The sequence below is a fragment of the Microcoleus sp. AT8-B5 genome, assembly GCF_036705565.1.
In the GTDB taxonomy this organism is placed as follows: Bacteria; Cyanobacteriota; Cyanobacteriia; order Cyanobacteriales; family Microcoleaceae; genus Microcoleus.
In genome coordinates this window covers 27,102-42,841 of record NZ_JAUBUY010000030.1, presented here as the reverse complement: position 1 = coordinate 42,841, position 15,740 = coordinate 27,102, and the positions used below count along the sequence as shown (strand labels likewise).

Genomic DNA, 15,740 nt, shown 5'->3' with positions numbered 1-15,740 from the left:
GGCTAATTGAGAAGGGTGCAATATCTCAATACTAACAAAGCTCAAGCCTTTACTGCCAACTTAATTAATCAATCTTTCTTGACTTATCCCCAAAGCCTTCTACTTTTCCTTTATTTAGGAACTCCCGCCGTCAAGACTTCATGACTTTCCAATGTCACCAAAACATCATCTTCAATTCTCACGCCAATACCGCGCCATTTTTCAGGAACCTCCGGCTGTCCTTCAACCGGTTTAATATAAGGAGAAATATAAATCCCCGGTTCCACCGTCAGCACTTGTCCTGCCTGCAAAACTTGCGGATTTTCGCCGTACTGATAAACGCCGACATCATGTACATCCAATCCCAGCCAATGACCAGTGCGGTGCATATAAAATGGCTTGTATTTCTCTTCTTTAATTATCTCTTCAATGTCCCCCACCAAAAGTTTTAAATCCATTAAACCTTCCACCAAAACGCGCACCGCTGTTTCATGAATTTTGCTGTAAGGATTTCCGGGATATACTTGACTAATTGCCTGCAATTGTGATTGCAAAACTAAGTCATAAATTATCTGTTGTTCAGTTGTAAATTTGCCACTAACAGGAAAGGTACGAGTAATATCAGCGTTGTAGTAGTCGCAAGCACAACCGGCATCTATTAGCAACAAATCGTTTTCCTGCATTTGGCGGTTGTTTTCGATGTAGTGGAGGACGCAGGAATTGTAGCCGGATGCAACAATTGAAGGGTAAGCGGGAGTGCAGCCATTTAAGCCGAAAGTATGTTCTATTTCAGCTTGAATTTCATATTCGTATCTGCCCGGTTTAGCGAATTCTTGGGCGCGGTTGTGCGCTGCAACTGAGATATTAGCGGCTTTTCGCATTAATGCTAATTCAGTTTCGCTTTTCACCAGCCGCATTGGGTGTAAAATGATGTTGGAATCTTCGATTGCTGTCGGGCCTGTGCCACGTTTGGGATAGGTTGCCATCAAGCGCTGCCAGTGATTGAGGACTGTTTGGTCGAAACTACGATCGCGCCCGAAGTGATAATATATGCGATCGGCTTTTTCTAAATATTTCGGCAATTTTTCCGCAAGTTCGGCGATGGGGAAAGCTTCATCCGCGCCGTACAATTCCTTAGCGCCTTCTACTCCGGCGCGATAACCGTGCCAAGTTTCTTTTTCCAAGTCTTTTGGCTGCACAAACAAGACAAATTTGTGTTCTTCGTGGTGCGGCGCGAGCACCGCTACCGCCGCAGCTTCGTTGAAACCGGTTAAATAGAAAAAATCGCTATCTTGTCGGTAGGCATATTCTACATCGTTGTGCATGACGGCAGCGGGGGCGCTGCGAAATATCGCCGTCCCGCTGCCAATTTTGGCCATTAATTGTTCGCGTCTTTGCCGATATTCGGTGGGGTTTGTCATCCGATTTTAGATTTTAGATTTTAGATTTTAGATTTTAGCCTAAGTCGCGATCGACATTTTAAGTTATTCGATTGGGGATTTTGGATTGCAGCCTAAGTCTCGATCGGCATTTTATGCTTATTCGATCGCCAATTTACAAGTATAGTCAACCAGCCGAGACAAAGATGAGTGGCCATCGACTAAAGTCCATTTCGGAGAGAAATTCGACCAATTTTCGCCATCTTGGCTAACTCTGACAGTTCTCAACTGTCGTTGCTGGCAGTCAACTTCCATTTGCGCCAACAATTTATCGTTACTAAACTCTTGAGTTACTAAAATAGTTCTGACTGGATAAGAGGGAGCACCGGGAATATCGGATTTGCTTAATTCAACGCTGCTGGAGTCGATGCAAATATCTACAAAACATCTTGATTTTTCGGCGCGGACGCTCAAAGTATTGACACCAACACAAATAAAAGCTGCTATAAAAAAAAATGACAAATTCTTAGTATGTAGGGCCAATGTAGTATTCATCTGCGTTAATTGGCGTTTAGGGGCGGTTTAATATTATTGACAGTTTAATAAAAAAGTAGGGACGTGGCAATAGTCTTGCGTCCCTACTTTTTAAAGACACGGCAATGCCGTGTCCCTAATGTTCAAACAAGTATTAAAGCTGAGGAACGTATTGTTCTTTTTCAGGAACAAAAGTGTATTCAGAGACGATTAGGCGCAACTCTTCGCCGTCGATGGTTTCTTTTTCGATCAACAAATCGACTAAGCGATCGATCACGGTGCGATTTTCGCGAATAATTCGGCGGGCGTCGTCGTAGCAGTGATCGACAATTGCTCGAACTTGTCCGTCAATCCGAGAGGCTATTTCTTCGGAATATTCCGATCGCGCTGTGTAGTCGCGGCCGAGGAAAATTTCGCTTTGCTGGGCTTCCAGGGCGATCGGGCCCAAGGTAGACATCCCGTAGCGAGTTACCATTTGGCGCGCCATACCGCTGACTTGCTGCAAGTCGTTGCCGGCACCGGTGGTTACTTCGGCATCGCCGAAAACTACTTCTTCGGCTGCGCGGCCACCTAAAGCACCGCTAATCCGGGCTAAAATTTGCGATCTTGAAATCAAACCTTGGTCTTCGCTGGGCATGAACCAAGTCAAGCCCCGGGCCTGTCCGCGAGGAACTAAGGTAACTTTTTGAACGGGATCGTGGGCTTGAATGATTGTACCGACGATCGCGTGGCCGATTTCGTGGTATGCAATCAAGCGCTTGCTCTTGCTGTCCACCAAAGGAGTGCCTTCCATACCTGCTACCACGCGATCGACTGCATCGTCAATTTCGAGCATCGTAATCGCTTCTTTGCGGCGGCGTGCGGTTAAAATCGCAGCTTCGTTGAGCAAGTTAGCCAAATCAGCGCCGGTAAAACCCGGAGTGCGGCGGGCGATGGCGTCCAGAGAAATCTCTGGAGACAGCTTCTTGTTGCGCGCGTGAACTTCCAAAATTTCCAAGCGGCCTTTGATATCCGGCGTATCTACGGTAACTTGGCGGTCAAAACGTCCCGGACGCAGCAGCGCTGAGTCGAGCACGTCGGGGCGGTTCGTAGCAGCAATGATGATAATGCCAGTATTGCCCTCAAAACCGTCCATTTCGGTCAGCAACTGGTTCAGGGTTTGTTCCCGTTCGTCGTTACCGCCACCGATACCGGCGCCGCGCTGGCGGCCGACTGCATCGATTTCATCGATAAATATGATGCAAGGAGCATTTTCTTTAGCTTTCTTGAACAAGTCCCGAACGCGGGAAGCGCCGACACCGACGAACATTTCGACAAATTCTGAACCGGAGATGCTGAAGAAAGGCACGCCGGCTTCGCCTGCGATCGCTTTTGCCAAGAGGGTTTTACCGGTTCCGGGAGGGCCCACTAGCAGCACGCCTTTGGGAATCTTCGCCCCGACTGCGGTGAAGCGTTCGGGTTTTTTGAGGAATGTCACTACTTCTTGTAGTTCTTCTTTGGCTTCCTCAACGCCTGCTACGTCGTCGAACAGTACGCCTGTTTTAGCTTCCATTTGAAAGCGAGCTTTGGACTTGCCAAAGTTCATGGCTTGGCCAGGGCCCCCTGGCACGTTGCCACCGCGGCGGAAGAGGAAAAACAGCCCTCCTACTAACAAGAGGGGAAATACTAGATTGCCTAAAAGTCCCCAGACAGCGCCGTCGTTGCGTAGTGGGTGAGTGTCGAAGCTGATTTTGGAGTCTCTGAGCCTAGAAACCAGTTCCGGGGCATTTGATGGCAAGTCTACCCGCCACCGCTGCTCGTGATTGTCCAGTTCGGGATCGACTGCTAGGACAATAGCCGTCCGACCTCCGTCGTAAAGGTCAACGCTGGTCACTCGACCGGCGTTTAAGTAATCTAAGAATCGACCGTAGCTCAGGCGGGTGCTGGCGGTGTTCTTGCTCATTTCTGCCGGGGATGGCGCAAAGGCCCCCTGCCACAAGAAAAAGCCGATGACTAAGGCGGGTAAAGTCCAAAGTAGTATAGTTCGCCAAGAAATTTTCATAAACGCGGATGCCTTGAATTGGGGACAGATCGGGTAAGATCGCGGTGTGGGAGAAGTGCGACAAAAGTTTACACTCAGAATCTTAACTAAATTTAACTTAACAATGCACTCTCAGGCAACAGGCCGTATTGCCGCGATCGATCGAGAATACTCCTCGACCGAAACCATCCAGGGTACAAGCCCCCGGACCGCGGCCCCTGTTGTCGCCTCTAAAATCTAAAATCTAAAATCTAAAATCTAAAATCTATTAAGGGCGATCGTCCCGAATATAATGTTTGGTGCTGATTTCGATACCGATCTAGGTAGAGTTAGAAGAATCGCCGCAAAACCCACTGTCTTTAAGCGTGGCAGTGTCAAGGGATAAGGCATGATAATGGTGAGGCTCAGTGAGGTAACACATTTCAATGACAACTAGACAGCTTGTTCCTAATTCGGCTATGCTGACCCAGCAGACTAAAGTCGCTTCTAACAAATCGATTATTAGTGCTGATTTGGGTCGGACGGCAACTAAAGCTTGCGTGAGTCGCAACCCGAGTAGCGTTGTTTTCATCCCTGCCAACGTGGCTACTATGCCCGTAGAAAAGGTGCGGGGCGGCAGCTTTGAGTCCAAAGCAACAGACCCTCTGTTGGATATGTGGCTGGAGTACCAGGGCAAGGGCTACGCGATCGGTCAATTGGCAGCAGATTTTGGCGCTAATCTCGGTGGCGCTGACCAATCGAAAGTAGTAGATGCTTTGGTTAAGGTCTTTTCCTGTGCTGGATATTTCCAGATGAAAGGCGAAATAGCAGTTGTGCTGGGTTTGCCGTTTTATTCGCAGGATCAGTTTGAGAAGGAAAAGGAAGAGATTATCAGCCAACTGCGCTCTCCCCACGTTGTGGTGTACCGGGGCGAGCGGGTGGATATTAACATCAGTCACGTTTGGGTGATGCCGGAAGGGTTCGGCAGCCTGATTTGGTGCGAGGCTCAAGATAACAAGGAGTTTACGCCGGAGTTGCCGGAACTGTCGGTGGCTGTGGTTGATATCGGACACCAAACTACCGATTTGTTAATGGTCGATCGTTTCCGTTTCGCCCGGGCGGCTTCAAAGAGCGATTCCTTCGCAATGAACAAGTTCTACGAACAAGTTGCCTCAAAGATTCCGGGGGCAGACCCTCAATCTCTGTCTTTACTGGAAGCGGTGAATAAACCCGAAGGCCAGCGTTTCTACCGTCCCAGAGGAGCGACTAAGCCGACTAATTTAGATCCGATTATTAAGGACTTGCGGGAGGCTTTCGCTAACGAACTGTCCGAACGTTTGGTGCAGTGGCTGCCGGAACGTGTGACGGATGTGGTTCTGACTGGCGGTGGCGGCGAGTTTTTCTGGGAGGTTTTGCAACCTTTGCTTAAAGACGCCAATCTTAAGGCTCACTTGGCTCAGCCTTCCCGGAAAGCTAATGCTTTGGGACAGTTTATTTATGCTGAGGCTCAGCTAGCCACGATAAAGTAACGCATTAAGGCTTGAACCCTATGGCACTGTGGGCAAAAAATAAGGCGAATTTCTCGGTGGCGTTTACGGAAGATGCTGCGGATCAAACTTTGCTGGCCGCTATTGAAAAAGAGTTGGCTTTCACGAAGTATCAGACTTTCAGCAATCTCTGCAAGCAAGCTTTGTGGCAGTTTTTGTCTGTATCTGAGTCTGCTAGCTCTACACAGAACTTTCAGCGGTTGGAACAGCGTATTGCTGAACTTGTGGTGAAATTTGCTGAGTTTGAGCACAATGTTTCGGCAGAGGAATTAAGCCGTTTGGAGGGACTGGAACATCAACTGAGTCAACTCAGCGCGCAGTTGGATCAGTTGCAGGGGAGTGTTAACAGTAAGTTTGCTCAAGTTTCTTTTGCCCCAGTTTCAAAAGTAGTAGAGCCTGGCCCGATTGAGTCTGACTCTGTGGCGGATGATAATGTAGTGCCTGATGCTGAAGTTGCTCCTCCTCGGAATTCCGATCCTTTGTTGGAGCGTTTAAGTTCTTTGTTACCCCAAGATTTCTAAAATGAGGTAGACCCAGGCTAAAAAGCCTTGAGATGTAATGTTAGTGGCCCGCTGTTAGCAGCCGGTACTGAATACAGAAACAAAGCGATCGCTCTTTTGAAAAAAAAGGGCGATCGTTTTGTTATTGCCGATTTTAGATTTTAGATTTTAGATTTACTCATTTTTGTCTATACCATTCCCATTATTCGATTAATCCTAATTTTTGTAATCGCGAACGAATGGCACTAGGCTGTCGCTGAAATCTCTGAGCTAATTCGTCAATTTGTTGACCGCTAGCGTATTCTTGCTTCAAATTTTCGTCTTCATCCTGACTCCACTTGACATAAGCTCTGGGATATTTCTGGCGAATTTTCTCATTCTGGGTTTTAGGTCGATAACCATTCTTTTGCTCGGCATTCAAACCAGAACCCAACTGTGGGTTAATTTCCCCACCGCGACTAGCTAGCGCCTCTTGCACGCGGTTGGGAATCACAGCAATTTCTTCTGAGAGTTCCGCTAAAGCATTGTCTACTTTTTGCTGAAGTTCTGTTAGCTGCCGCTGCTGCAAATTGCCCCACTGTGGCAGTTCGTTGATAAACTGCTGCAAGTCCAGAATTATTGTGGTCAAAGTTTCGACTTGTTGCAATTCCGGTCGCTGTTTGAATTGGCGGCTGGTGAGTTCGATCTCGCTTTGAATCATTTTAATAGTTTTTTCTAAAATTATTAGTCGCTGGCGCAGGTTCTCAATTGCTGAAATGAGAGAGTGTACGTTTTCTCCAGGCCCAACATTGAGATTTTCGCGAGATGTTTGAGCAACAGCTTCGTCTAAAGCATTTACAGCAAGTTGCAATTGCTCGATCGCGCGATCGGTAGTAGCTGCTTGTTGATTTACGCGATCGAACGTGGCCGCCGTACTTGCTTTAACTTGCTTGTGCAGCTTCTGTCGGTTCACAAAATTCAACACCAACGCAATCACGATCGCGCCTTGAGCATAAACGCTCTGTTCCCAAACCAAACTAGCAGCCAATCCCACAGCAGAGGCAGCAATAAAAACCACTTCAGCAGTTTCTAACAAATTGCTGGACGTGGGATTTTGGATTTTCGTTGGTGAATTGGATGATGACATAGGCTAATACCATTTTAGATTTTAGATTTTAGATTGTAGATTTTAGATTGGGAATGACTGAGGAAGCTCGGAGTTTGGAGCACGGGCCTATAGTTGCATTCTTTTTTTCAACTGGTGCAAGTATGCGGATAAAAATAAAGTACGCGCGACGGCAGATATCCGGTATGTAATCGCACGTAAACCCCGAATTTAGCAGTGGTGAAAAACAGATTAAGTTTTTTATTCACAGCCATGTAATTAAATATATTAAAGCTGCAAAATTTGTCGAGCTAAAGTGAAATAAATCAAGACCCCGAGGACATCAACTGCGGTGGTAATAAAAGGAGCAGACATTAAAGCCGGGTCTAAACCCAAAGAACGAAATAGAAACGGCAGAGCTGAACCGGCAAGAGAAGCTAAAATTGCGATCGCAAACAAACTCACTCCCACCGCGAGTGCCACTGCTAAACTCCCTTGCAAAGTATAAGCCCAGCCCGTCGCTACAGTCCCCAATATAGCTCCTAGCAGCGCTCCCGCCATCCCCTCGCGAACAATTACTTGAAACGGCCCCATTGCTGTAATTTCATCAGTGTTCAAACCGCGAATTACAACTGTTGAGGACTGAGCTCCGACATTGCCTCCAGTGCCAGTCAGCAGGGGAATAAAAGCTGCTAAGGCGACTACTTGGTTCAAAATATCTTCTTGAGCTCTAATAATTGCGCCGGTGACAGTATTAGTTAAAAGCAGAACAAACAGCCACACGACCCTTTTCCGGGCAACAGTGATTAAATCGGTCTGAAAATAATTGTCGCCGCCGGACTGGACGCCGCCCAAGGTATAAATATCTTTGGCTGCTTCTTGTTCTAAAATGTCGATCGCATCGTCAACTGTAATGATGCCGACCAAACGCTGTTCGCGGTCTACAACGGGCACAGCTAAAAAATCGTAACGCTGGATCAGCCTAGCTACTTCTTCTTGATCCGTTCCTGTTTGAACAGAAACTACGTCGCGGGTCATAATTTCGCCGACGGTTTTGTCGAGGGGCGAAGTGACTAAATCCCGCAGGGATAAAATACCTGTCAAGCTGCGTCCGGCGTCAGTGACGTAAAGAGAATAAATTGTTTCGGTAGTTTTAGCCAAAGAGCGAATTCGGTCTAAAGCTTGGGCGACGGTAAAGCTTTCTTTGAGAGAAATGTATTCCGGGGTCATGATCCGACCGGCGGTACTGGCTTCGTAACCCAAAAGTTGAGCCGTAGCTTCCCGTTCCGTTGGGCTCAATTCACCCAACAGGCGACGGACTAATATTGCCGGCAGTTCGTCAAACAGTTTAGCTCGATCGTCCGGGGACATTTTGTCTACAATGTCAATGACTTCTTGGCGTTTGAATTTTTCGCAGAGGGACTGCTGAACGCTGGAGTCGAGATATTCGTAGACTGCGATTGCTTCGTCTTTGGAAAGCAAGCGGAAAGCTATTACTTGCATGGTTTCTGGCAGGCCTTCGATAGCTTCAGCTATGTCTGCTTCCTGCACCGGGTGCAAAATCGCTTTTGCTCCTTTAAAGTCTCCTTCTTCCAACAGGGCCCTTAACTGCGATCGAACTAATTCCCGCAGTTCTTTTCGCGCGTAGGTTGGTAGAGAAGACGATTGATAACTTTTTTCTGTCACTGATGACCCTCCTAAACCTGTGCTGCGCGCCTTCCTGAATCCAGTTTAGAGCCTATTGACGCCACTGGTTACAGCGATCGGACTTGCCCTGACAAGATCCGCACCTGACCACGAATTTCAAAGGTAGTACCCGCCACGTGATTTATCCGTGGAATCAATCCCAAATCGAAAATCGAAAATCACTTATTGCCCCCGCATTGATCCGTGGGGTCGCCTCTAAAATCTAAAATCTAAAATCTAAAATCGCGCAATCGATTGACCCCTATTCTTCTGGTGCGCGCCGACCACCTTGCCCGATTTGGGTTCAAATACATTTATCTTGAGCGGCAACACTCATCGGTAGGAAAGGAGAATTGCGCCCCAGCACTTTTTCCAACAGGTTTGTCGAACTTTGATTGCGAATATAATTATTGACTGTTTCTTGCCATTCAGTGTCACTTGCTGGCAATATCATGCCGTAAGAAATGCAGGTTAAAGGCTGCTCCGGTATCACAGAATATTGGCTTGGACTTAAACCCTGTCTCAGCGTTTCTCCTACTAACAGCATTCCGTCGCTAGCGAAGGCATCGATTGTTCCTGATACCGCATCTTTTACACCAGACTGTCGGCCCGCGATACCTTCATACAAAGGTGTAGGGCTAGGATTTAGACTCTCATATCAAATCAAGGAACAGGGAACAGGAAAATTCTTTGATGTAGGAATGAGTCTCAAAAGCTGCATCTGAATAGTATATAATTATCACACAACAGATGTGATATTACAAGGTGCGTATGGTGGGATAAAAATTCTCTGCGGTCTTAATTTTATTACGGAATGTTTAAACTTGTATCTTTTCCTTAACCCTTTTATATTCTTTACCAAATCTTTATTTTTTTTGTATAGGGTCTTGTTATCGTTGCTTCAAGCGAGCTTACAGCATTTTGCAACAACAGTGAAATAGCCTTTAGTTAAAAAAGAGGTCTTTATGACACAGTGCCCCTGCTGCTCGAATCAAATGCTCCGTCACGTTCGCCAGCATCAAATCTACTGGTTTTGTCGCCAATGTTGGCAAACAACACCTATTTACAATCTGAACAGATGTTGCTCATCGCCCTCTATAAATCTAGTTAAAGGGCTAGGGATTAAGGAACAACATTCTTTACCGGTGGAATCTAATAGCTCATTTGAGGGGGTATAAAGTTTAGATATTGCCTTATAACTAACGGGTTTTCCGGCTCAATACTTAGCTCTCTTGCCTCAGTAAATTACCCAATTATAGCCCAATCAATCGAAAACCGCTCTATTCATCTATCGCTTAATTTATGGTGATACATCGACGCAAAGTCATTATAAGTTTAGACCAAACACCAATTAAACGATTGCTACCTCTTTTGCTTGGTGTGGTGGCTTCTTTTGCTGTTTTATTTACGTGGCAACAGCTAACCATCAATGCACAAATTCACATTGAGCAGTTAATTCAGCAGGAAGCCAATGCGATTCAGTCACAACTAACCGAAGGATTATCCATTCGAGTGTTGACGCTTCGGCAAATGGCGAGTCGCTGGCAAGCCAATGGCGGTACACCAAAGGCTCTTTGGGAAGCCGATGCTGAGGCTTATGTAAAGGATTTTTACGGTTATCAGGCGATCGCATTAGTCGATCCATCATTTAAAGTGCGATGGGTTGCACCACTGGCAGGGAATGAGGCAGCGCAAAACCTAGATTTGAATGGGGAACTACGTCGGAAAATTACTTTGCAAGTAGCTCGTGATTTGCGTCAACCTATCTTAAGTGGCAATATTTCACTTGTTCAAGGGGGTAAAGGATTTTTAGCAAGTTTTCCTTTGTTTGTAGGTGAACGGTTTGATGGGTTTATTGTCGGAGTTTTTCAATTTAAAACTCTATTTGAGAGTATTTTAAAAGTGTCATCTGGGTACAATGTGGCTATATATGATGGCCCAAATTTGATCTACGGTCAAAAGTATTTGCCTCAAAAACCCGAGGATAAAACAGTTGTAGTGAAAGCCTATGGTGTAGACTGGAGGATAGAGGTTTTTCCAACTTCATATCTACTAAATAATGTCAAATTTTATTGGCCAAGAGTTGTATTAATTGGTGGTTTAGTTTTAGTTTTGATCCTGATGTGGGTCGTGTATCTCGCACAAATTAGTTATGGCAAAGTCGATAAATTCAAAAAAGCTAATCGCCAGTTGCAATGGGAAATTCACCAGCGAGAACAGGCAGAAATTGCGATCGCCCGACTAGCTGCGATCGTTGAATCTTCGGAAGATGCCATTCTTAGTAAAGATTTAGAGGGTGTAGTTACAAGTTGGAATGTAGGAGCCGAAACAATTTTTGGTTATACAGCGGCCGAAATAGTAGGGCAATCAGGGAGAAAGCTGATTCCCGAAGAATATCGAGAGGAGGAAAACGAAATTCTCGCCAAAATCCAGCGAGGAGAACGCATCAAACACTACGATACCAAGAGGCGGAGGAAAGATGGAACATTAATCGATGTCTCGATGAGTGTCTCCCCCATTAAAGACCAAGCAGGGAATATAATTGGAGCCTCAAAGATTGGCAGGAATATTGCCGATCGCAAACAAGCAGAAGCAGCACTACGTGAAAGTGAAGAACGCTGGGAACTTTCTGTACGCGGGAATAATGACGGCATTTGGGATTGGAATGTTCAAACCAACGAGGTCTTCTTTTCTAGTCGTTGGAAGGAAATGCTGGGCTATGAAGACCATGAAATCCAAAACATTCTAGACGAATGGGCTAATCTGGTACATCCCGATGATTTGGGATGGGTGATGCAAGCCGTTCAAGATCATTTTGCCAAGAAAACTCCTTTCTATATCACAGAACATCGCATTCGCTGCAAAGATGGTTCCTACAAATGGATTTTGGATCGTGGTCAAGCACTTTGGGATGATGCAGGTAACGTAATTCGGATGGCTGGCTCTCACACCGACATTACGGAGCGCAAGCAAGCTGAAGTTGCTTTACAGGTAAGCGAAGCCAGATATCGGCAATTGATCGATAACTTAAATGCGGGTTTTGTGATTCATGGGACAGATACCTGCCTCCAATTATGTAATGAAACAGCCGCTGAATTACTAGGGTTTTCAATTGACCAAATGCTGGGAAAAACAGTGAGCGAGTCGGCATTGCAGTTGGTGCGGGAAGATGGCAGCGTTATCCCCCTAGAACAATATCCCGTGAATCAGGTTTTATCCACTGGAAATTCCATCAAAAATTATGTTTTAGGAATTAAAAAAAGAAGTGATTGTTGTATTTGGGTATTAGTTAATGCCTACCCTGAGTTAAATCAAACTGGTCAAATCCAACGAGTTGTAGTTACGTTTATTGATATTAGCCAGCGCAAAAAAGTAGAACTGGAAATCCAAAAAACGCGCAATTTCTTACAAGCACTGCTGGATAATTTACCGATCGCAATTTTTGTTAAGGACGCACAGCCTAAACGATTTGGGGTATTTCAGTTTTGGAATAAAACCAGCGAACGGTTATTTGGCATTTCAGCGGAACAAGCGATCGGCAAAAGTGGCTATGATTTTTTCCCAACAGAACAGGCTATCTTTTTTGACCAGAAGGATAGAGAAGCCTTTGAGAAAGGTAAGAGTGAGGATATTGCTGAAGAAATCATTGACAGTCATAGTCTCGGAAAACGTTGGCTGCATACGGTGAAGATTCCCATTTACGACGAGCAGCATCAGCCCCAGTACCTACTTTGTTTTTCAGAAGATATCACCGATCGCAAACACGCAGAAGCAGAGCTTAGAGAACTGAGTGAGGTGATGAAAAATGCGCTGTCCGGCATTTCCAAACTGGATGTACAAGGGCGTTACATCTATGTCAATAAAGCATATTCTGACGTGACAGGCTATCAGCCAGAAGAAATGATCGGGATGTCCTGGGAAAAAACCGTAGATCCCGATGAGTTGAAAAAACTCGTTGCAGCCTATGAGCTGATGGTGCAAGAGGGCAGAGTTGAAGTAGAAACCAGAGGGGTTCGTAAAGACGGTTCGGTTTTTTATAAGCAATTGGTGATGATTTCAACTTACGACGAACAGCATCAATTTTTGGGGCATTACTGCTTCATGAAAGATATTAGCGATCGCAAAAAAGCCGAACTTGCACTAGAACAGGAACTCCTGCGGAGTAAAGCCTTCTTCAACACTTCAATGGACGGTGTTGTTGTCATGGATTGGGTCGGAAAAGTTGTCGAAGCTAGTCCCAGTTTTGCTCAAATGCTGGGCTACACCCTAGAAGAAACCCTGAATCTGAGTGTGTTTGATTGGGATGCTGAATGGACGAAGGAAGAACTACAACTTATGCTCCAGAGAGAGGAGGTTATTCCGCTGTTTGAAACGCGACATCGCCGCCCGGATGGTTCTGTATATGACGTGGAAATTAGCTGGAACCGGGTGGAATTACAAGATGAGATGATGAACTTCTGTATCTGCCGGGATATTAGCGATCGCAAACGCAACGAAGCGGAACGCCAACAAGCAGAACAGGCACTCCGAGAGAGTGAAACTCGCTTCCAAGCCTTCATGAATCACAGCCCTGCCCTTGCCTGGATTACCGATGAAAATGGTGTAATGCTCTATGCCAGCCAGACTTATCTCAATACCTTGGAGTTACCCAGTGAGGATGTGATTGGAAAATCCATTTTTGAACTTTACCCTGCCGCCTTCGCCCAACAATATCTAGACAATATCCAAACGGTTGTTGAAACCAACGAGCTAATTGAAACGATTGAGATGGCGTCCCGTCGAGATGGGACTCTGGGTGAGTTTTTGGTTTACAAATTTCTCATCCCCGACTTACCTGGGCAAATGCTAGTAGGTGGTGTGGCGATCGATGTGACACGACAACATCAAGCGGAAACCGCTTTACAACTGAGTGAAGAACGCTTAATGCTGGCACTAGAAGCTTCGGGAGATGGATTATGGGATTGGAAAATTGCAACTGGAGAAGTTTACATTAATTCCTACTACCAGGAGATGCTGGGCTACAAGCCCGGTGAGTTGGTGATGGATGTGAAAGTCTGGGAACAGATGATTCACCCTGATGATAAATGCTGGGTTTTTGAGACTCTCAATAGTAACTTGCAAGATAGCTCTCTCAAATATGCCTTTGACTATCGTGTGCGTTGCAAGTCAGGTGAGTGGAAGTGGATCGCTAACTACGGGAAAATCGTTGCCTACGATGAAGAGGGTAAGCCTTTACGGATGATTGGAACGCATAAAGATATCAGCGATCGCAAACAAAAAGAACTGGCACTGCTGCACGCCATGGAAGCAGCAGAAGCAGCGAATTTGGCAAAAAGTACCTTCCTAGCCAATATGAGCCACGAATTACGCACTCCTCTCAACGTAATTCTAGGATTTGCTCAGGTAATGACCCATGACATCTCTTTAACTCCCAACCAAAAACAAGACCTGCAAACAATTCGACGGAGTGGGGATCACCTCTTGAGTTTGATTAACGATGTGCTGGATCTCTCGAAAATTGAATCGGGACACTGCACAGTTGAACAAAGCGGATTGGACTTAATTGCGCTGCTGCATTCCCTCCGAAATATGTTGGCGGAACGAGCAAGTTCTAAAGGACTTGACTTTTGTTTCGAGATTGCGCCAGAAGTTCCCCAATTTATGATTGTCGATGCTCAAAAACTGCGCCAGGTTTTGCTCAATTTGCTGAGTAATGCCATCAAATTTACCGAGAGGGGAAGCATTACTTTGCAAGTCAGCATTGAGGCGGACGGTACAGGGGCATTAACCACAACTCGGCAGATTCTCCAGTGTGTAGTCGCTGACACAGGTGTAGGGATTGCATCGGTCGAACTCGATACTATCTTCGATGCGTTTGTGCAAGCCCAAGCTGGGAAGCGATCGATCGCCGGTACTGGTCTAGGTCTCACTATTAGCCGCAAATTGTTGGAACTCATGGGCGGAAAAATTTCTGTCAGCAGCACTCTGGGAGAGGGGAGTACCTTCACCTTTACCCTTCCCGTCAGCCCCATCAGTGGAGTTAATGTTACACCGGAAGAGAATAATCGCCTCGTGATTGGGCTGGCTCCCAGTGAACGGGATCGTCGCATTTTGGTGGTTGACGATCAAGCAGAAAATCGCTTGCTAATGGTCAGATTACTGACACAATTAGGATTAGAGGTAAAAGAAGCTACCAACGGACAGCAAGCTGTGCAGATTTGGCAACAATGGCAACCCGACCTAACCTGGATGGACATTCGGATGCCCGTGTTAGATGGATACGAGGCTACGAAGCAAATTCGGGCAATGGAAGACGGACAGAACAGTATCATTATTGCACTTACGGCCCAAGCTTCCCAGAGCGATCGCGCCCTAGCCTTGGCTGCTGGCTGCAACGACTACATCAGCAAGCCCTTCCGGGAACAGACCCTATTTCTCAAGATGGCCGAATACCTGGGGTTAGAGTATGTATATGAGGAAGAGGAAACAGAAAAGGGGGAACGGGGAACAGATTGTTTTCCTTCTAACCTCTGTTCTGTTGCCTCTTCCGTTTCAGATTCCTTCGATCCAATGCTTTTGGCGACATTACCAAAAGAATGGGTGGTTGAGCTGGAAGATGCTGCTTTATGTGGGGATGATTTTGCGATCGTTGAACTGGTAGCTGAACTTTCATCAGACCTGGCTCAATTCGGTACTCATCTGACGGAACTCGCCCACCAGTATCAATTTGAGAAAATCCTTAATCTAATTCAAGGTAATTTCCCAAGTGGAATTCCTCCATTGGATTTATAAGCTGTTGTGCAGTTAAACGTTTGATTAGGACTAAGCTGTGGAGCATTTAACCAGTAACGAGGCTAGTAGGGTGCGTCATTCGCGAACCCTTACGCTGAAACGGAAAACCTTAGATGCTGACGCACCTTACGCAAGTCCTTTAAATGCCGAACAGCTTAGGAAATTAGGCACAGCCAACAATAATTCAATTTGATTGTTGGTAAAGTTTTCCAAAAAACATCCTTGATTTTTATTGATAAC

Annotated in this window: 9 protein-coding genes; 3 read left to right on the top strand and 6 right to left on the bottom strand. The window is 46.0% G+C overall.

Translation table 11 applies throughout. From position 1 onward, the window contains the following. Nucleotides 1-110 precede the first annotated feature (110 nt). From QUB39_RS19770 to ftsH2, 3 genes are all read right to left on the bottom strand, one after another. Complete coding sequence (locus tag QUB39_RS19770) at nucleotides 111-1,400, bottom strand: aminopeptidase P N-terminal domain-containing protein (protein WP_333211529.1); 1,290 nt, start codon at nucleotides 1,398-1,400, stop codon at nucleotides 111-113. 117 nt (nucleotides 1,401-1,517) lie between these two features. Then, nucleotides 1,518-1,913: a hypothetical protein gene (locus QUB39_RS19765; protein ID WP_333211531.1), complete on the bottom strand. Its 396-nt coding sequence runs from the start codon at nucleotides 1,911-1,913 to the stop codon at nucleotides 1,518-1,520. 133 nt (nucleotides 1,914-2,046) lie between these two features. Further along, nucleotides 2,047-3,933: an ATP-dependent zinc metalloprotease FtsH2 gene (gene ftsH2 / locus QUB39_RS19760; protein ID WP_333056949.1), complete on the bottom strand. Its 1,887-nt coding sequence runs from the start codon at nucleotides 3,931-3,933 to the stop codon at nucleotides 2,047-2,049. A 404-nt stretch (nucleotides 3,934-4,337) separates the two neighbouring features. Here ftsH2 and QUB39_RS19755 point away from each other — a divergent pair, with 404 nt between their 5' ends. Next, on the top strand, nucleotides 4,338-5,420 hold the full coding sequence (locus QUB39_RS19755) for a ParM/StbA family protein (protein ID WP_333041971.1): 1,083 nt from the start codon (nucleotides 4,338-4,340) through the stop codon (nucleotides 5,418-5,420). Nucleotides 5,421-5,440: 20 nt separating this feature from the next. Next, the gene (locus QUB39_RS19750) at nucleotides 5,441-5,959 is read left to right on the top strand and encodes a hypothetical protein (RefSeq protein ID WP_333056950.1); all 519 of its coding nucleotides are present in this window, start codon (nucleotides 5,441-5,443) and stop codon (nucleotides 5,957-5,959) included. 181 nt (nucleotides 5,960-6,140) lie between these two features. Here QUB39_RS19750 and QUB39_RS19745 read toward each other — a convergent pair whose 3' ends face one another. From QUB39_RS19745 to QUB39_RS19735, 3 genes are all read right to left on the bottom strand, one after another. Further along, nucleotides 6,141-7,064, bottom strand: coding sequence for a hypothetical protein (locus tag QUB39_RS19745; RefSeq protein ID WP_333211533.1), 924 nt, complete (start codon nucleotides 7,062-7,064; stop codon nucleotides 6,141-6,143). Between the two features lie 246 nt (nucleotides 7,065-7,310). Continuing rightward, nucleotides 7,311-8,708, bottom strand: a complete 1,398-nt coding sequence (gene mgtE, locus QUB39_RS19740) for a magnesium transporter (protein WP_333211535.1) — start codon at nucleotides 8,706-8,708, stop codon at nucleotides 7,311-7,313. Nucleotides 8,709-9,012: 304 nt separating this feature from the next. Next, on the bottom strand, nucleotides 9,013-9,336 hold the full coding sequence (locus QUB39_RS19735; protein WP_333211537.1) for a hypothetical protein: 324 nt from the start codon (nucleotides 9,334-9,336) through the stop codon (nucleotides 9,013-9,015). Between the two features lie 674 nt (nucleotides 9,337-10,010). Here QUB39_RS19735 and QUB39_RS19730 point away from each other — a divergent pair. After that, on the top strand, nucleotides 10,011-15,500 hold the full coding sequence (locus QUB39_RS19730; protein WP_333211539.1) for a PAS domain S-box protein: 5,490 nt from the start codon (nucleotides 10,011-10,013) through the stop codon (nucleotides 15,498-15,500). Nucleotides 15,501-15,740 lie beyond the last annotated feature (240 nt).